Here is a 17,176-nt window from a genome sequence, read left to right as displayed (position 1 = left end):
CACGGCCCGTCCGGACCTTCCCCGGACGGGCCGCGGCGTGTCAGGATGCACAGAGCGGGCGCGGGTAAGTTGTCCATTACTCGAGGGGTGCTACGTGAAGCTGCTGCTGCTCATCTCCTGCGCCGTCGTCTGCGTGGCGCTGAGTTTCGCGTGGCGGGAACCGTGGATCGGCGGCGTCGGCCTGCTGATCGGGTTCGTCGCCATGTTCACCGACCGCGACGACGTCCAGGTGGACGACGAGAAGCGCAGCTACGAGACGACGAAGTCCGTCCGCAACATGCGCCGCGGCGAACGCTAGCCCGGTTCCCCGCCGTCGTGCACGCGCGCGGCGAGCCACCGCCCGCCGGACCGCCGCGTTCTTCCTGCCGGGACCGACGCCCCCGCAGCCCGGCGTCCCGTCCCGGCGCCCGGCGGCGACCGCCGGACGCCCGAGCCCGCACCGTGCGCATGCCCAGGACTCGGGCGGGCGAAGACGATGCGGGTGGCGGGCGCGCTCAGACGCTCCGTGACGACTGGTCGGGGCGGTCGGGGTCGATGTGCCAGCTGATCACGCGGGCGGGGCGGATGCGGATGAGGTCGTCGCTGAAGAAGCCCTGCCCGATGTGCATGGTGCCCTTGACCGGCTCGGCGACGCCGCGGATCTCGACGCCGCGGCCCCAGCCGGGCTTGACGGCGTCGGGGTCGTCCGGGGCGGCCATGTCGTCGACGAGGAACGACACGTGCGGATCGGCCTGGACGTTGCGGTACTTGCGGCTGTTCGCGTTGTCGGGGCCGCCGATGTCTATGGTGCCGTCGTCGTTCAGCCGGAACCCGACCGGCCGCGTCTGCGGGGCGCCGTCGGGGCCGATCGTGGACAGCCGTCCGAGGCGCTGCGTGGCGAGGTAGGCGCGTTCGGCGGGAGTGAAGGGATCAGCGGTGGTGTCCATGCTCCGACGGTAGAACCTCAACCGGAGTCGAGGTCAAGGGCCTGGTGCATGTGCCAGCGGAAACCTCGCGATGCTTCGCAATCTCTGGACGTTCTGCCGGATGTACCTCGTAAATGCTAGGCGCTAGGGTTGCCGCGTGACGACGTTCGGGATCGGCGAGGCCGCGGTGTTGCTGGGCGTGAGCGCGGACACCGTGCGGCGGTGGGTGGACGGCGGGCGGCTCCCGGCCGCGCGGGACGAGCACGGGCGCCGGCGCGTGCCCGGGCCCGAGCTGGCGGCGTTCGTCCGCGAGCAGGCGCGGGGCGGCCTCGGGGAGCACGGCGAGCGGTTCTCCTCGGCGCGCAACCGCATGCGCGGCATCGTCACCGAGGTGGCCCGCGACGGCGTCATGGCGCAGGTGGAGATCCAGGCCGGGCCGTTCCGGGTCGTGTCGCTGATGAGCCGCGAGGCGGCGGACGAGCTGGGGCTCGCGCCCGGCGTCGTCGCGGAGGCCGTCGTCAAGTCCACCAACGTGGTCGTCGAGCTGCCCGACGCGGGCTGAGGGGGAGACGTGTCCAAGCGCACCGCGGCCGTCACGGCCCTGCTCGCCGCGCTCGCCGCGCTCACCGGATGCGGCGAGGTGGAAGGGGCGTCCGGGGAGGGCGGCGGGGCGACGCTGACCGTGTTCGCGGCGGCCTCGCTGACCGAGACGTTCACCCGGCTGGGGGAGACGTTCGAGAAGACCCACCCCGGAACGGACGTCCGCTTCGGCTTCGCCGGCAGTTCGACGCTCGCCCGGCAGATCGCGCACGGCGCCCCCGCGGACGTGTTCGCCTCCGCGAGCCACGCGACCATGAAGACCGTGACGGACGCCGGCGACGCGGCGGGCGGCCCGCGGGTGTTCGCCACGAACCGGCTCGTCATCGCGGTCCCCGAGGACAATCCGGGCGGCGTCCGGTCGGTCGGGGACCTGGCGGGCGACGGCCTCCGGGTGGTGCTGTGCGCCGAGCAGGTGCCGTGCGGCGCGGCGGCGCGCACGGCGCTGGACGCGGCCGGGGTGACCGTCGAGGCCGCGTCGAGGGAGAAGGACGTGAAGGCCGTCCTGACCAAGGTGCGGCTCGGCGAGGCCGACGCGGGCCTCGTCTACCGCACCGACGCGAGGGCGGCCGGAGGGGACGTCACGGGCATCGAGTTCGCGGCGGCCGCGGGGGCGGTGAACGAGTACCCGATCGTCCAGGTGGCGGACGCCCCGCAGCCCGGGCTCGCGCGGGAGTTCATCGCCCTGGTGACCGGCCCGCGGGGCAGGGCCGTGCTGGGCGAGGCGGGGTTCGGGGCGCCGTGACCGTGCGCGCCCCGGACGCCGCGCCGCGTCCCGACACGGCCCCCGACCGGCTGCCCGGCCGCCCGCCACTGGTCCTGGTGCTGCCCGCGCTCGCCGGGCTCGCCTTCCTCGTGCTGCCGCCGGCGGGGCTGCTCGTCCGGGCGCCGTGGTCCACGCTCGGCACCCGGCTGCTGCGGCCGGAGGTCCTGGACGCGCTCAGGCTGTCGCTCGTCACCGCGACGGCCGCCACGGTGCTGTGCGTGCTGTTCGGCGTGCCGCTGGCGTGGACGCTCGCGCGCGTCCGGTTCCCCGGCGTCCGGCTCGTCCGGGCCCTGGTCACGGTGCCGCTGGTCCTGCCGCCGGTGGTCGGCGGCGTCGCGCTGCTGCTGGCGGCGGGGCGGCGGGGCATCGTCGGCGGCCCGCTGGAGTCGGCCTTCGGGATCACGCTCCCGTTCACCACGGCCGGGGTGGTGCTCGCCCAGACGTTCGTCGCCATGCCGTTCCTGGTGATCAGCGTCGAGGGGGCGCTGCGCGGCGCCGACCCGCGCTACGAGGAGGCGGCCGCGACCCTCGGCGCGTCCCGCTGGACGGCGTTCCGCCGCGTCACGCTGCCGCTGGTCGCGCCGGGCGTCGCGGCGGGCTCGGTCCTGTGCTGGGCGCGCGCACTCGGGGAGTTCGGGGCGACGATCACGTTCGCGGGGAACTTCCCCGGCGAGACCCAGACGATGCCGCTGGCCGTCTACCTCGCGCTGGAGACCGACCCGCAGGCCGCGATCGTCCTCAGCCTGGTGATGCTCGCGGTGTCGGTCGTGGTGCTGGCCGCCCTCCGGGACCGCTGGACGGGCCCGTCGTGACCGGCCGGACGGGCGCGGGGCTGGACGCGCGGGTGGTGGTGCGGCGCGGCGGGTTCGTCCTCGACCTGCCGCTCGCCGCTGGGCCCGGCGAGGTCGTGGCGCTGCTCGGGCCGAACGGCGCGGGGAAGAGCACCGCGCTGCGGGCCCTCGCCGGGCTCGTCGCGACGTCGGGCGGGCACCTGCGGCTGGACGGCGCGGACCTGCGCACGCTGCCGCCCGAGCGCCGCCGCATCGGCATGGTGTTCCAGGACTACCTGCTGTTCCCGCACCTGAGCGCCCTCGACAACGTCGCGTTCGGGCCGCGCTGCCGGGGCGTCCGCCGCCGGGAGGCGCGCCGGGCCGCCGCGGGCTGGCTGGAACGCGTGGGGCTCGCCGAGTACGCGTCGGCCCGGCCGCGGGAGCTGTCCGGCGGGCAGGCGCAGCGCGTGGCGCTGGCGCGCGCACTGGCCGTCCGCCCGGGCCTGCTCCTGCTGGACGAGCCGCTCGCCGCGCTGGACGCCCACACCCGGATGGAGGTCCGGGCGGCGCTGCGCCGCCACCTCGCCGGGTTCGAGGGCGCGGCGGTGCTCGTCACCCACGATCCCCTGGACGCGATGGTGCTGGCCGACCGCATCGTCGTGGTGGAGGGCGGGCGGCCCGTGCAGGAGGGCGTCCCGGCCGAGGTCGCGCGGCGCCCGCGCACCGACTACGTGGCGCGTCTCGTCGGGCTGAACCTGTACCGGGGGCGGGCCGAGGGCGGGCGCGTCGTCCTGGGTGACGGTTCTCACACTCTGGACACTGTGGAGTCACTCACCGGTCAGGTGTTCGTGGCCTTCGCGCCATCCGCCGTCGCGCTGTACCGGACGCGCCCGGACGGCAGCCCGCGCAACCTGTGGCGGGCCCGGGTGGGAACGATCGAACGGCATGGGGACCGGGCGCGGGTACGGGTGACGGACGACTCCTTTACGGCCCTCGCGGACGTGACCGCGGCGGCGGTCGCGGAGCTCCAATTGTCGGAAGGCAGCCCGATATGGGCGGCCGTCAAGGCCACCGAGACGCACGTTTACCCAGCTTGAGGGCGGTTATGTCCTGGTTTGGGATGAGACGCCCGGGCCGCCCGTAGTCTGGTGATATCAATCACAAAAGGGGTCGGGAAGACCCAAAAACCGACGGGATTGGTCCAGACCAAATGGCAAAAACCGAGGGTCTTGTTCATCATGCAAAGATCCTGCGAACAGCTGAAGGAGTAGCCCGTGTCCATCCAGGTCCCCGGCCTCGACCAGGCCCCTACCGGTCACACCGAACTGATTGACTGGGTACGCGGGATCGCCGAGCTGACCAAGCCCGACCGCGTCGAGTGGTGCGACGGCTCGGACGACGAGTGGGAGCGGCTCACCGGCCTGCTCGTCGAGCAGGGCACGCTCACGCGGCTCGACCCGGCGAAACGGCCCAACAGCTTCTACGCGGCCTCCGATCCCACCGACGTGGCCCGTGTGGAGGACCGGACGTTCATCTGCTCCGAGAAGGAGGAGGACGCCGGTCCCACCAACAACTGGATCGCCCCCGGCGAGATGCGCGAGACCCTGAACGGGCTCTTCGACGGCTGCATGAAGGGCCGCACCATGTACGTGGTGCCGTTCTGCATGGGCCCGCTCGGCGGTGAGATCTCCCAGCTCGGGGTCGAGATCACCGACTCCGCCTACGTCGCGGTCTCGATGCGGATCATGACCCGGATGGGCGCGGGCGCCCTCCGGCTGATCGAGGAGCGCGGTTCGTTCGTCAAGGCCGTGCACTCGGTCGGCGCCCCGCTCGAGCCCGGCCAGCAGGACGTGAAGTGGCCGTGCAACTCCACGAAGTACATCACGCACTTCCCCGAGACCCGTGAGATCTGGTCGTTCGGCTCCGGGTACGGCGGCAACGCCCTCCTCGGCAAGAAGTGCTACGCGCTGCGGATCGCCTCGACGATGGCCCGCGACGAGGGCTGGATGGCCGAGCACATGCTCGTCCTCAAGCTCACCCCGCCGGACGGCGAGACCCGCTACGTCGCCGCCGCGTTCCCGTCCGCCTGCGGCAAGACCAACCTCGCCATGCTGGAGCCGACCATCCCGGGCTGGAAGGTCGAGACGATCGGCGACGACATCGCCTGGATGCGGTTCGGCGACGACGGCCGCCTCTACGCGATCAACCCCGAGGCCGGCTTCTTCGGCGTCGCGCCCGGCACCGGCGAGAGCACCAACGCCAACGCCGTGAAGACGCTGTGGGGCAACAGCATCTTCACCAACGTCGCGCTCACCGACGACGGCGACGTGTGGTGGGAGGGCCTCACCGACGAGCCCCCGGCGCACCTCACCGACTGGAAGGGCAACGACTGGACGCCCGAGTCGCAGACGCCCGCCGCGCACCCCAACGCCCGCTTCACCACCCCGGCCGGGCAGTGCCCGATCATCGCGCCCGAATGGGAGGACCCGAAGGGCGTGCCGATCTCGGCGATCCTGTTCGGCGGCCGCCGCGCCACCGCCGTCCCGCTCGTCACCGAGTCGTTCGACTGGCAGCAGGGCGTGTTCCTCGGCGCCAACGTGGCGTCGGAGAAGACCGCCGCCGCCGAGGGCAAGGTCGGCGAGCTGCGCCGCGACCCGTTCGCCATGCTGCCGTTCTGCGGCTACAACATGGGCGACTACTTCGGCCACTGGCTCGACATCGGCAAGGCCACCGAGCCCGAGAAGCTCCCGCGGATCTACTACGTCAACTGGTTCCGCAAGGACGCCGACGGCAAGTTCATCTGGCCGGGCTTCGGCGAGAACAGCCGCGTGCTGAAGTGGATCGTCGAGCGCCTCAACGGCAAGGCCGACGCGGTCAAGTCCCCGATCGGGCACCTGCCGACCAAGGAGTCGCTGGACACCGAGGGCCTCGACATCGACGACGCCGCCCTCGACACCCTCCTGTCGGTCGACACCGAGGTGTGGAAGCAGGAGGCCGCGCTCGTCGTGCCGCACTTCGAGACGTTCGGCGACCACACCCCGAAGGCGCTGTGGGACGAGTACCACAGCCTGGTGCGCCGCCTGGAGCACTGAGCCGCACGGCATCCGGCGCCCGCCGCCCGGCACGTCCGGGCGGCGGGCGCCGCCGTTCCGCGTGCTTGCCCCGCTCTCCTGCGGGAACGGGCGATGTGACCGTTCCCCGAGCTCGGGAGGCACGCGTGTTCGACCTCATGACACGCCACTGGTGGGTGCTGGCGCTGCGCGGCGCGTTCGCCGTCCTGTTCGGCATCGTCGCGTGGGTGTGGCCCGGCATCACCGTCTGGGCGCTGGTGCTCCTCTTCGGCGCGTACGCGCTGGTCGACGGGGCGATGGCGCTCGCGCACGCGATCCGCGGGACGACCGGCGGCGCGTCCCGCGGCTGGCTCGGCGTCTCCGGCGCGGCCGGGATCGTCCTCGGCCTGCTCGCCCTGCTGTGGCCCGCCGCCACCGCGCTCGTCCTGCTGTGGCTCATCGGCGTCTGGGCGATCGTCACCGGCGTGTTCGAGATCGTCGCCGCGATCGCGCTCCGCCGCGAGATCCGCGGCGAATGGTTCTACGCGCTGACCGGCGCGATCTCGATCGTCTTCGGGATCCTGCTGCTGGCGTGGCCGGTGAGCGGCGCGCTCGCGCTCGTCTGGCTGATCGGCCTGGCGTCGATCCTGTTCGGCGCGGTGATGATCGGCGCCGCGTTCCGGCTGCGCAAGCTCGGCGAAGAGGCGCACCGCGGCGAACGCCCGTACGGCGCGCCGTCCCCCCGCCCGCACTAGCCGGCGCGGGTCATCCGGATCGGGCGTTTAGGATGCGGAGCATGACGCGGCTGGAATTCCGGGTGCACGAACTGACCGTCGGCCAGCTCGCCGAGCGCAGCGGCGTGGCCGTCTCCGCCCTGCACTTCTACGAGTCCAAGGGACTGATCAGCAGCCGGCGGACGGCCGGGAACCAGCGCCGGTTCAGCCGCGACACGCTCCGCCGGGTCTCCTTCATCAAGGTGTCCCAGCGGGTCGGCATCCCGCTCGCCGAGATCCGCGAGGCGCTCGCCACGCTCCCCGAGGAGCGCACCCCCACGGTCGACGACTGGGCGCGGCTCTCCCGGCACTGGCGCGGCGCCCTGGACGACCGCATCGCGCAGCTCGAGAAGCTCCGCGACGACCTCACCGACTGCATCGGCTGCGGCTGCCTGTCGATCAGCAAGTGCGCGCTCGCCAACCCCTACGACCGGCTCGGCGACGAGGGCCCCGGCCCCCGCCGCCTCCTGACCGGCCCCGCCACCGGCGAGGACGCCCGGCCCGCCGCCCGGCGGGCGGAGCGCCCCGCCGGGGACTCCTGCGCCCCCGTCTGCACCCCGGACGGCTGAGTCCGGCTCAGCGCCCGCGGCGGCGGGTGTGGTGGCCGTGGGGGTCGAGGCGGCGCGGCATGGGCGCGCGCCCGGCGGGCTGTGTCGGCGGCGGATGCGCCGTGACGGGCTCGATGGGCAGCTCGACGGGTTCCTCGCCCAGCGTGAACGGCTCGCCGTGGTGCCACAGCTTGACGCCCGGGCCGTCGAGGAGTTCATAGCGGGCGGACTCGGCGGTCACGGTGACCCGCACGAGGCTGCCCCGGTACCGCATCCGGAACGTCAGCCTGCTGATCCCGCCGGGCAGCCGCGGCGCGAACCGGAGCCGTCCGCCGCCCGCCCGCATCCCGCCGAACCCGGCGACGAGGCCGTTCCAGGCGCCCGCCATCGACGCCAGGTGCAGCCCGTCGCCGGTGTTGCGGTTCAGGTCGTGCAGGTCCATCAGGGCGGTCTCGCCGAGATAGTCGTGCGCCAGTTCCAGCTGGCCGACCTCGGCGGCGATGACCGCCTGCGTCTGCGCGGACAGGGACGAGTCCCGGACCGTCAGCGCCTCGTAGTACGCGAAGTCGCGGGCCTTCTGCTCGTCGGTGAACGCCTGCCCGCACAGGTGCAGGGCCAGCACCAGGTCGGCCTGCTTGACCACCTGCTTGCGGTACAGGTCGAAGTACGGGTAGTTCAGCAGCAGCGGATAGTGGCCGGGGTCGGTCGCGGCGAAGTCCCAGCGGGCGTGGTTGGTGAACCCCTCGCTCTGCGGGTGCACGCCGAGCCGCTGGTCGTAGGGGATCAGCATCGCGGCGGCGGCGTCCCGCCAGGACGCGGCCTCCTCCGCGTCCACGCCGAGCCGCTCGGCGATGTCCGGGTGCCGCATGGCCGTCTCGGCGGCCTCCTGCAGGTTCCGCCGCGCCATCAGGTTCGTGTACACGTTGTTGTCGGCGATCGCGCTGTACTCGTCCGGGCCGGTGACGCCGTCGATGCGGAACACGCCGCCGACGTCGTGGTGGCCGAGGCTCCGCCACAGCCGGGCCGTCTCGACCAGGATCTCGAGGCCGATCTCCCGTTCGAACTCGGCGTCCTGCGTGACGTCCACGTACCGGACGACCGCGTCGGCGATGTCGGCGTTGATGTGGAACGCGGCGGTGCCCGCCGGCCAGTACCCCGAGCACTCGTGGCCCCGGATCGTCCGCCAGGGGAACGTGGCGCCGCGCAGGCCGAGCTGGCGGGCGCGCTCGCGGGCCAGCGGGAGGATCATGTGCCGCCACGCGAGGACGTCGGCGGCCGCGCCGGGCAGGGTGTAGGTGAGGACGGGCAGGACGAACGTCTCGGTGTCCCAGAACGTGTGCCCGTCGTAGCCGGGGCCGGTGAGCCCCTTGGCCGGGATCATGCGGCGTTCCGCGCGCGCGCCGGCCTGCAGCACGTGGAACAACCCGAACCGGACGGCCTGCTGGATCTCGGCGTCGCCGTCCACCTCGACGTCCGCGCCCTGCCAGAACTCGTCGAGGTACGCGCGCTGCTCGGCCAGCAGCCCCTCCCAGCCGGTCTGCCGCGCGCCCGCGAGCGCCCCGACGACCTGGTCGTGCAGCGCCGGGCGGGACCGCTGGCTCGACCACCCGTAGGCGATGTACTTGACGATCCGGAGCCGCTGCCCCGGCTCGATGCGCGTCGCGACCGTCAGCCGGCCCACGTCCGGTGAGCTCTCGGTGTCGACCGTCATCGACTCCGGGCCCTCCACGTCGTGCGACATGCCCGCCGCCATCCGCAGGTCGCTCTCGCGGGTGCAGTGCAGCAGCAGGACCTTCTTGCCGTTGGCGACGTGCTCCTCGCTGACCAGCGGGCTGTCCAGGATCGCCGACGAGCGCGGGTCCTTCCCGCCGCCGGGCAGCGCCTCGTTGGCGACGAGTTCGGACTGGACGACGATCCGGACGGCCTCGTCCACCGGCTCGACGTCGTAGCAGATCGCGGCGATCGCCCGCTGCGTCAGCGACACCAGCCGCACCGACCCGATCTTCACGCGCCGGCCCGCCGGGGACGTCCACTCCACGTTCCGGGTGAGCGTCCCGGCCCGCATGTCGAGGACGCGCTCGTGGTGGTGCACCCGGCCGTAGCGGACGTCGAACGGCTCGTCGTCCACCAGCAGCCGGATCACCTTGCCGTTGGTGACGTTGATGACCGTCTGCCCCGACTCGGGGTACCCGTAGGCCGTCTCGGCGTGCGGCAGCGGCCGCTGCTCGTAGAACGAGTTCAGGTAGGTGCCGGGCAGGCCGTGCGGCTCGCCCTCGTCGAGGTTGCCGCGCAGGCCGACGTGCCCGTTGGAGAGCGTGAACACCGACTCGCTCTGCTGGAGGCGGTCGACCCGCAGCTCCGGTTCCCGCACGCACCACGGTTCGACCATGAACACCGGCCGGTCGACGCTCGCCTGCCCTTCCGGAATGTTCACGCGCTCCCCTCCCGCGTTCCGTCCATGAGCTCCGAGAGGTCCGCCACGACGACGTCCGCGCCGCGCTCGGCCAGCGCCCGCGCGTGCGCGCCATCGACCCGGTTGACCCCCACCACGTGCCCGAACCCGCCGGCCCGTCCGGCCTCGACGCCCGCGAGGGCGTCCTCGAACACCGCGGCCCGCGCCGCCGGGACGTCCAGTTCCCGCGCGGCGGCCAGGAACATGTCCGGGGCGGGCTTGCCCGGAAGGCGCCGCTCGGCCGCGACGACGCCGTCGACCCGGGCGTCGAACAGGCCGGTGATCCCGGCCGCCTTCAGCACCTGGACGGTGTTGGCGCTCGACGAGACGACGGCCGTCCTCAGCCCGGCGTCCCGCGCCGCCCGCACGTAGTCGATCGACCCGTCGAACCGTTCCACGCCCTTCTCCGCGATCAGCTTCAGGACGAGCGCGTTCTTGCGGTTGCCGAGGCCCCGGATCGTCTCCGCGTCGGGCGGGTCGTCCGGTTCGCCCTCCGGGAGCCCGATGCCGCGCGACTCCAGGAACGAGCGCGTCCCGTCCTCGCGCTTCTTGCCGTCGACGTAGGGGCCGTAGTCCTCCGCGATGTCGAAGGGCGCGAACGGCTCCCCGGTCCGGGCGGCCCGCTCCCGCAGATACCCGTCGAACATCTCCTTCCACGCGGCCGCGTGCACCGACGCCGTCCGCGTGAGCACCCCGTCGAGGTCGAACAGACACGCCTCGGTCCCGTCCGGAAGTCCCAGCATCGCACCCCCATGAGCTCGTGATCCCGTCGATCCGTCACGTGCGACCCGTTCCCGAGGGGAATAAGGGCATGCGGGCACGGTGCTCGCACGGGGGACCGGGATCTTGTGAACCGCCCGCGGTCAGGGTCGCACACGATGAGGAGAGAGCAATGGACAAGGCGCGAATCGGCGTCACGGGGCTGGCGACGATGGGCCGGAACCTGGCCCGCAACCTGGCCCGGCACGGCCATCCGGTCGCCGTGCACAACCGCACGCCGTCCCGGACGAAGGCGCTGGTGGAGGAGTTCGGCGACGAGGGGACGTTCCTGCCGGCCGAGTCGGCGGAGCGGTTCGTCGCGTCGCTGGAGCGGCCCCGCCGGCTGGTGATCATGGTGAAGGCGGGACCGGCGACGGACGCCGTTATCGAGGAGTTCGCGCCGCTGCTGGAGCCCGGCGACATGATCGTCGACGGCGGCAACGCGCACTTCGCCGACACCCGGCGCCGCGAGGCCGACCTGCGCGAACGCGGCATCCACTTCGTCGGCACCGGAATCTCCGGCGGCGAGGAGGGCGCGCTGCACGGGCCGAGCATCATGCCGGGCGGCTCCGCGGAGTCCTACGAGTCCCTCGGCCCGCTGCTCGAGGACATCTCCGCCCACGTCGACGGGACGCCCTGCGCCGTCCACGTCGGCCCGGACGGCGCGGGCCACTTCGTGAAGATGGTGCACAACGGCATCGAGTACGCCGACATGCAGCTGATCGCCGAGTCCTACGACCTGCTGCGGCACGCCGCCGGGCTCGCCCCGGACGAGATCGCCGCCGTGTTCCGGGAGTGGAACACCGGGCGGCTGGAGTCGTACCTGATCGAGATCACCGCCGAGGTGCTCGCGCACACCGACGCCGCGACCGGGCGCCCGTTCGTCGACGTCGTCCTCGACCAGGCCGAGCAGAAGGGCACCGGGCGGTGGACGGTGCAGAGCGCGCTGGACCTCGGCGTCCCCGTCGGCGGCATCGCCGAGGCCGTGTTCGCCCGGTCGGTGTCCGGGCACGCCGCGCTGCGCGAGGCCGCCCGCGGCCTGCCCGGCCCGGCCCGCGCCGGGGCCGAGACGCTGCCGGGCGTCCCCGACGCGATCGAGAAGGCCCTCTACGCGTCCAAGATCGTCGCATACGCGCAGGGCTTCCACGAGATCCAGGCGGGCAGCGCCGAGTACGGCTGGAACATCGACGCGGGCGCGATGGCGACGATCTGGCGCGGCGGCTGCATCATCCGGGCCCGGTTCCTCGACCGGATCCGCGCCGCCTACGAGGCCGACCCGCAGACCCCGACGCTGCTGACCGACGCGCACTTCGCCGAGGCGCTGGGCGACGCCCAGGAGGCGTGGCGCAACGTCATCGCGATCGCCGCGAAGCACGGCGTGCCCGTCCCCGGGTTCTCCGCCGCCCTGGCGTACTACGACTCGCTGCGCGCGCCCCGGCTGCCCGCCGCGCTCACCCAGGGCCAGCGGGACTTCTTCGGCGCGCACACCTACCGGCGCGCCGACCGCGAGGGAACGTTCCACACCCTCTGGGGCGGCGACCGCACGGAGGTCACGGCCTGACCGTCACCCCTCGCGCCACTTCGGCGAGTCCAGGGCCCCGGCCGCCTGCGGGCCCATCAGCCCCAGGCCGCCGTCCACGAACAGGGACGCGCCGGTGACGTAGGACGACTCGGGGCCGGCGAGGAACGCGATCGCGGCGCCGACCTCCTTCGCGTGCCCGGGGCGGGCCAGCGGGTAGCCCGGCCTGCTGTCCGCCTCGGGCGGCCGCTCGTGCTGCCCCGTCATCGGCGTCGCGATCTCGCCAGGCGCCACCGTGTTCACGGTGATCCCGTACTGCGACAACTCCAGCGCCAGGACGCGGGCCAGCATCTTCAGGCCGCCCTTCGCGGCGCAGTACGGGCCCGCGCCCACCCTCGGGTGCTCCTCGTGGACGCTCGTCACGTTGACGATCCGGCCGCCCTGGCCGCGCTCGATCATCCGGCGGGCCGCCCGCCGCGAGCACAGGAACGCGCCGTCGAGATCGACCGACAGCACCTCCCGCCACTCGCCGTAGTCCATGTCGACCAGCGGCCGCATGCTGCCCGTCCCGGCGTTGTTGACCAGGACGCCGAGGCCGCCCAGCTCGTCGGCCAGCTCGTCCACCGCCGCCGAGGCCGCCTCCGGGTCGGTCAGGTCGTGCCGCCGCACCGCCGCGCGCCGTCCCGCCGCCTCGACCTCGGCGACCGTCCCCCGCGCGCCCTCCTCGTCGGACCGGAACGTGATCCCGACGTTGAAGCCGCGCCCGGCGAGCGCGACCGCCGCCGCCTTCCCGATCCCCGAGTCGGCGCCGGTGACGACCGCGACCCTGTCGTAACCGTTCACCGGTCGCTCCCGCGCCCGGGTTCGTCGTCGCGCTCGACCCCCGCGGTCGGGTCGCCCGTCCGGGTGCCCTGCTCGTCCTCGTCCTCGTACCCCTCCGCGGCGCTCGCCGTCCCCGGGACGATCCGCTCGTGCGGCCGGTCCTCCCGCCCCGAAGCGGCCCCGGGCCCCCGCTCCTCGTCCTTGCGCATGGCTCGCCTCCTCTGGTCGTCGACGGCGCCGCCTCCGGCACCGGATCAGCGGATTCTTGCCGGACGGCGCCGCCCTAACCGCCCGTCCGCGAGGTTCGGCTCACACTCCGGTTCCCGGTCGGCGGGCGATCGGGGGCAGGATGGAGGGGTGAGTCTTATCGATGAGCTTCCCTCCGGAAACGACGCCGACGCCGATTCGCTGTTCGAGGCCTTCGAACGGTGGGTGTCCGGGCGCGGGATCACGCTGTATCCCGCGCAGGAGGAGGCGCTGATCGAGGTCGTGTCCGGCGCGAACGTGATCCTGTCCACGCCGACCGGCTCCGGCAAGAGCCTGGTCGCGGCGGGGGCGCTGTTCGCCGCGCTCGGCAAGGACCAGGTCGGCTTCTACACCGCGCCGATCAAGGCGCTGGTGTCGGAGAAGTTCTTCGACCTGTGCGAGATGTTCGGCCGCGACAACGTCGGGATGATGACCGGCGACGCCAGCGTCAACGCCGACGCCCCGATCGTCTGCTGCACCGCCGAGGTGCTGGCCAACATCGCGCTGCGGGACGGCGCGCAGGCCGACATCGGGGTCGTGGTGATGGACGAGTTCCACTTCTACGCCGAGCCCGAGCGGGGCTGGGCGTGGCAGATCCCCCTGCTGGAGCTGCCGCAGAGCCAGTTCCTGCTGATGTCGGCGACGCTCGGCGACGTCACGTTCTTCCAGAAAGACCTCACCCGCCGGACCGGACGGCCGACCGCGCTCGTCACCTCCGCGGAGCGTCCCGTCCCGCTGATCTACGACTACCGGGTCACGCCGCTGCACGAGACGATCGAGGAGCTCCTCGGCGAGCAGAAGGCGCCGATCTACCTGGTGCACTTCACGCAGGCCGCCGCGATCGAGCGGGCGCAGTCGCTGATGAGCATCAACGTGTGCACGAAGGCGGAGAAGGCCCGGATCGCCGAGCTGATCGGCGGTTTCCGGTTCACGACCAAGTTCGGCAGGAACCTGTCCCGGTTCGTGCGGCACGGCATCGGCGTCCACCACGCCGGGATGCTGCCCAAGTACCGGCGGCTGGTCGAGCGGCTCGCGCAGGCCGGGCTGCTCAAGGTCATCTGCGGCACCGACACGCTCGGCGTCGGTGTCAACGTCCCCATCCGGACGGTCGTGTTCACCGCGCTCAGCAAGTACGACGGGCACCGGGTGCGGCGGCTGCGGGCCCGCGAGTTCCACCAGATCGCCGGACGCGCCGGGCGCGCGGGCTTCGACACGGTCGGGTTCGTCGTCGCGCAGGCGCCCGAGCACGTCGTGGAGAACGAGAAGGCCCTCGCCAAGGCGGGCGACGACCCGAAGAAGCGCCGCAAGGTGCAGCGGAAGAAACCGCCGGAGGGGTTCGTCGGCTGGGACGAGGAGGTGTTCCGCAAGCTGCAGGACGCCGAGCCGGAGATGCTCCGGTCCCGGTTCCAGGTCAGCCACGCGATGCTGCTGTCGGTGATCGCCCGCCCGGGCAACGCGTTCCAGGCGATGAAGCGGCTGCTGACCGACAACCACGAGGAGCCGGCGGCGCGGCGGCGGCACATCTCCCGCGCCATCGCGATCTACCGGTCGCTGCTGGCCGGGGGAGTGGTCGAGGTGCTGCCCGAGCCGGACGACCTCGGGCGGTACGCGCGGATCACCGTCGACCTGCAGGAGGACTTCGCGCTCAACCAGCCGCTGTCGACGTTCGCGCTCGCCGCGTTCGAGGTCCTCGACCCGGGCTCGCCGTCGTACGCGCTCGACGTCCTCTCGGTGATCGAGGCGACGCTCGACGACCCCCGGCAGATCCTCGCCGCGCAGCTCAACAAGGCGCGCGGCGCGGCCGTCCAGGAGATGAAGGCCGAGGGCATCGAGTACGAGGAGCGGATGGAGCTGCTCCAGGACGTCGACTACCCGAAGCCGCTCGAGGAGGAGCTCGGCGCCGCCTACGAGATCTACCGGGCGGGGCACCCGTGGGTGGGCGACCATCCGCTGCGCCCGAAGTCGGTGGTGCGCGACATGTACGAGCGGGCGATGACGTTCACCGAGTACATCGCGTACTACGAGCTGGCGCGCGGCGAGGGCCTGGTGCTGCGGTACCTGTCCGGCGCGTACAAGGCGCTGCAGCAGACCGTCCCCGAGTCGATCAAGACCGACGACCTCATCGACCTGATCGAGTGGCTCGGAGAACTGGTCCGGCAGGTCGACTCCAGCCTGCTGGACGAGTGGGAGCAGCTCGCCAACCCGGCGGACGAGCCCGACGAGCCGATCGAGGAGCGGGTCACGAAGGTCACCGCGAACGCGCGGGCGTTCCGGGTCCTGGTGCGCAACGCGATGTTCCGCCGCGTGGAGCTGGCCGCGCTGGAGCGGTACCGCGACCTCGGCGAGCTGGACCCGGACTTCGGCGCGGACGCCTGGGCGGAGGCCATGGACGGCTACTTCGCCGAGCACGACGAGCTGCTGACGGGCCCGGACGCGCGCGGGCCGAAGCTGCTCCAGATCGAGGAGGTTCCCGAGGACGCGCTCTGGCGCGTCCGGCAGGTGTTCGACGACCCGGAGGGGCATCACGACTGGGGGATCTCCGCCGAGGTCGACCTCGCGGGCTCCGACCAGGCGGGCGAGGCCGTCGTCCGGGTGACCGGCGTCGACCGGCTTTGACGCGGCGTTTCCGAGACGGGGAGGACGGGACCATGGTGCAGGTCGCGGTGGCGCAGTTCGCGCCCGGAACGAACAAGGACGAGAACCTCCGCGCGATCGGGGAGCTGGTGGCGGAGGCCGCCGGGCGCGGCGCGAAGGTCGTGGTGTGCCCCGAGTTCGCGATGTTCGCGGCGCCGAAACTGGACCGGCGCTACGTCGACTCCGCCGAGCGGCTCGACGGCCCGTTCGCGAGCGGGCTCGGCGACCTGGCGCGCGAGCACGGCGTCCACGTCGTCGCCGGGCTGAACGAGCGGCTGGACGAGCCGGACCGCATCGCCAACGTGCTGGTCGCGCTCGCCCCCGACGGGACGGTCGCCGCGACGTACCGCAAGATCCACCTGTACGACGCGTTCGGGTACGAGGAGTCGGAGATCGTCCGGCACGGCGACATCGGCGAACCCGAGACGTTCACGGCGGACGGCGTGACGTTCGGCATGCAGACCTGCTACGACGTGCGGTTCCCCGAGGTGACGCGCCGCATCGTGGACGCGGGCGCCGACGTCCTGCTGCTGCCCGCCCAGTGGGTTCCGGGCCCGCTCAAGGAGGACCACTGGCGGACGCTCGTGCGCGCCCGCGCCATCGAGAACACGATCTACGTGGCGGCCGCCGACCAGTGCGCGCCGACCGGCGCGGGCAACAGCATGATCGTCGACCCGATGGGCGTGGTGGCGGCGGCGCTGGGGGAGGCGCCGGGCGCCGCCGTGGCCGACGTCGCGCCCGCGCGGGTCGCGGCCGTCCGGGAGCGGAACCCGGCCCTGGCGCTGCGCCGCTTCACGGTCGCCCCGCGCTGACCGCGGCGCACCGGCTCGCCCCGCACCCGCTCCTGCCGCACGGGCTCCTGCCGCACGGGCGGGCGCGGGTTATATCGAGGTCGCAACGGCCCGGCCGTTTTCCGTGTGCGGACGTGCGCGGAGGGTGACGATCGGGGGGTGCGTCCTCCCCGTCACCTGCCGCCGTCCGGTTACACGCGCGCCGCGCCGAGCCCGCCGGGCCCGCCGCGCCGCGCGTCCGTCCGTCCCGCCGGGCCCCTGCTCGCCGGCCTGCTGCTCGCGGGCCTCGTGTCCGCCGTCGTGGTGGCGGGCGCCATGAGCCGGACGGAGCCGCGGACGTCCCCGGCGGACGTCCCGCCGCACCGGGCGAGCGGAACGGCGGCCCCCGGCTCGCCCGGCGCGGTTCCGCCCGGCTCAGTTCCGTCCGGCGCAGTCCCTCCCGTGGCGCGTCCCGGACGGGACGGCGCCTCGGACGGACCGGCGCCGGCGGCCTCCGGCGAGCCGTCGGCGGCGCGCGGTCCCGGCGTGCCGCCGGGGGAGCGGG

General features: G+C 73.2%; 16 protein-coding genes and 1 pseudogene. 12 read left to right on the top strand and 5 right to left on the bottom strand.

Annotation, left to right across the window (positions count from 1 at the left end):
• Window positions 1-94: 94 nt before the first annotated feature.
• Window positions 95-298 carry a hypothetical protein gene (locus ACFQ11_RS22130; protein ID WP_378301588.1) on the top strand — a complete coding sequence of 68 codons (204 nt, stop codon included), beginning with the start codon at window positions 95-97 and terminating at the stop codon, window positions 296-298.
• 196 nt (window positions 299-494) lie between these two features.
• Here the strand turns inward: ACFQ11_RS22130 and ACFQ11_RS22125 are convergent, their stop codons facing one another.
• Window positions 495-926 carry a PPOX class F420-dependent oxidoreductase gene (locus ACFQ11_RS22125; protein ID WP_378301586.1) on the bottom strand — a complete coding sequence of 144 codons (432 nt, stop codon included), beginning with the start codon at window positions 924-926 and terminating at the stop codon, window positions 495-497.
• 136 nt (window positions 927-1,062) lie between these two features.
• Here ACFQ11_RS22125 and ACFQ11_RS22120 point away from each other — a divergent pair, with 136 nt between their 5' ends.
• The 7 genes from ACFQ11_RS22120 (at window position 1,063) to soxR (ending at window position 7,430) form a co-directional block, all read left to right on the top strand.
• Window positions 1,063-1,467: a TOBE domain-containing protein gene (locus ACFQ11_RS22120; RefSeq protein WP_378301584.1), complete on the top strand. Its 405-nt coding sequence runs from the start codon at window positions 1,063-1,065 to the stop codon at window positions 1,465-1,467.
• A 9-nt stretch (window positions 1,468-1,476) separates the two neighbouring features.
• Complete coding sequence (gene modA / locus ACFQ11_RS22115) at window positions 1,477-2,247, top strand: molybdate ABC transporter substrate-binding protein (protein WP_378301582.1); 771 nt, start codon at window positions 1,477-1,479, stop codon at window positions 2,245-2,247.
• Window positions 2,244-3,080, top strand: a complete 837-nt coding sequence (locus ACFQ11_RS22110) for an ABC transporter permease (protein WP_378301580.1) — start codon at window positions 2,244-2,246, stop codon at window positions 3,078-3,080. The genes modA and ACFQ11_RS22110 overlap by 4 nt, the downstream gene beginning before the upstream one ends.
• Window positions 3,077-4,135: an ABC transporter ATP-binding protein gene (locus ACFQ11_RS22105; protein ID WP_378301578.1), complete on the top strand. Its 1,059-nt coding sequence runs from the start codon at window positions 3,077-3,079 to the stop codon at window positions 4,133-4,135. The genes ACFQ11_RS22110 and ACFQ11_RS22105 overlap by 4 nt, the downstream gene beginning before the upstream one ends.
• A 177-nt stretch (window positions 4,136-4,312) precedes the next feature.
• Window positions 4,313-6,130, top strand: coding sequence for a phosphoenolpyruvate carboxykinase (GTP) (locus ACFQ11_RS22100; protein WP_378301576.1), 1,818 nt, complete (start codon window positions 4,313-4,315; stop codon window positions 6,128-6,130).
• Between the two features lie 125 nt (window positions 6,131-6,255).
• Window positions 6,256-6,843, top strand: coding sequence for an HdeD family acid-resistance protein (locus ACFQ11_RS22095; RefSeq protein ID WP_378301574.1), 588 nt, complete (start codon window positions 6,256-6,258; stop codon window positions 6,841-6,843).
• Window positions 6,844-6,884: 41 nt separating this feature from the next.
• Window positions 6,885-7,430 carry a redox-sensitive transcriptional activator SoxR gene (gene soxR / locus ACFQ11_RS22090; protein ID WP_378301572.1) on the top strand — a complete coding sequence of 182 codons (546 nt, stop codon included), beginning with the start codon at window positions 6,885-6,887 and terminating at the stop codon, window positions 7,428-7,430.
• A 7-nt stretch (window positions 7,431-7,437) separates the two neighbouring features.
• On the opposite strand, the gene ACFQ11_RS22085 is transcribed toward soxR, so the two are convergent.
• Window positions 7,438-9,843 carry a glycoside hydrolase family 65 protein gene (locus tag ACFQ11_RS22085; RefSeq protein WP_378301570.1) on the bottom strand — a complete coding sequence of 802 codons (2,406 nt, stop codon included), beginning with the start codon at window positions 9,841-9,843 and terminating at the stop codon, window positions 7,438-7,440.
• Window positions 9,840-10,604, bottom strand: coding sequence for an HAD family hydrolase (locus tag ACFQ11_RS22080; RefSeq protein WP_378301568.1), 765 nt, complete (start codon window positions 10,602-10,604; stop codon window positions 9,840-9,842). Before ACFQ11_RS22080 ends, ACFQ11_RS22085 begins: the two co-directional genes overlap by 4 nt.
• A gap of 149 nt (window positions 10,605-10,753) precedes the next feature.
• Here ACFQ11_RS22080 and gndA point away from each other — a divergent pair, with 149 nt between their 5' ends.
• A complete protein-coding gene (gene gndA / locus ACFQ11_RS22075) occupies window positions 10,754-12,181 on the top strand; it encodes an NADP-dependent phosphogluconate dehydrogenase (RefSeq protein WP_378301566.1) in 1,428 nt (475 codons plus the stop codon).
• A 3-nt stretch (window positions 12,182-12,184) separates the two neighbouring features.
• Here the strand turns inward: gndA and ACFQ11_RS22070 are convergent, their stop codons facing one another.
• Window positions 12,185-12,982: an SDR family oxidoreductase gene (locus tag ACFQ11_RS22070; protein ID WP_378301564.1), complete on the bottom strand. Its 798-nt coding sequence runs from the start codon at window positions 12,980-12,982 to the stop codon at window positions 12,185-12,187.
• Window positions 12,979-13,170 carry a hypothetical protein gene (locus ACFQ11_RS22065; RefSeq protein ID WP_378301562.1) on the bottom strand — a complete coding sequence of 64 codons (192 nt, stop codon included), beginning with the start codon at window positions 13,168-13,170 and terminating at the stop codon, window positions 12,979-12,981. The genes ACFQ11_RS22070 and ACFQ11_RS22065 overlap by 4 nt, the downstream gene beginning before the upstream one ends.
• A gap of 148 nt (window positions 13,171-13,318) precedes the next feature.
• Between ACFQ11_RS22065 and ACFQ11_RS22060 the strand changes: the two genes are divergently transcribed.
• The 3 genes and pseudogenes from ACFQ11_RS22060 to ACFQ11_RS22050 all read left to right on the top strand — a co-directional run.
• Entirely contained in the window at window positions 13,319-15,823 is a 2,505-nt protein-coding gene (locus ACFQ11_RS22060; protein WP_378301560.1) for a DEAD/DEAH box helicase, read from the top strand.
• 32 nt (window positions 15,824-15,855) lie between these two features.
• Window positions 15,856-16,653 carry a carbon-nitrogen hydrolase family protein gene (locus ACFQ11_RS22055; protein ID WP_378301558.1) on the top strand — a complete coding sequence of 266 codons (798 nt, stop codon included), beginning with the start codon at window positions 15,856-15,858 and terminating at the stop codon, window positions 16,651-16,653.
• Between the two features lie 138 nt (window positions 16,654-16,791).
• Window positions 16,792-17,176 (top strand): annotated as a pseudogene (locus ACFQ11_RS22050) (hypothetical protein); the annotation flags it as partial.

The sequence above is a fragment of the Actinomadura sediminis genome (assembly GCF_042675525.1).
Lineage (GTDB): Bacteria > Actinomycetota > Actinomycetes > Streptosporangiales > Streptosporangiaceae > Spirillospora > Spirillospora sediminis.
Note: the sequence above shows the minus strand (reverse complement) of the source record. Positions and strands in the feature narration are given on the sequence as shown.

Bases quoted from the DNA above. Each gene is read 5' to 3' on its own strand.
- ACFQ11_RS22125 (WP_378301586.1), bottom strand. From the start codon at position 926: ATGGACACCACCGCTGATCCCTTCACTCCCGCCGAACGCGCCTACCTC.
- soxR (WP_378301572.1), top strand. From the start codon at position 6,885: ATGACGCGGCTGGAATTCCGGGTGCACGAACTGACCGTCGGCCAGCTC.
- ACFQ11_RS22080 (WP_378301568.1), bottom strand. From the start codon at position 10,604: ATGCTGGGACTTCCGGACGGGACCGAGGCGTGTCTGTTCGACCTCGAC.
- gndA (WP_378301566.1), top strand. From the start codon at position 10,754: ATGGACAAGGCGCGAATCGGCGTCACGGGGCTGGCGACGATGGGCCGG.
- ACFQ11_RS22065 (WP_378301562.1), bottom strand. From the start codon at position 13,170: ATGCGCAAGGACGAGGAGCGGGGGCCCGGGGCCGCTTCGGGGCGGGAG.
- ACFQ11_RS22055 (WP_378301558.1), top strand. From the start codon at position 15,856: ATGGTGCAGGTCGCGGTGGCGCAGTTCGCGCCCGGAACGAACAAGGAC.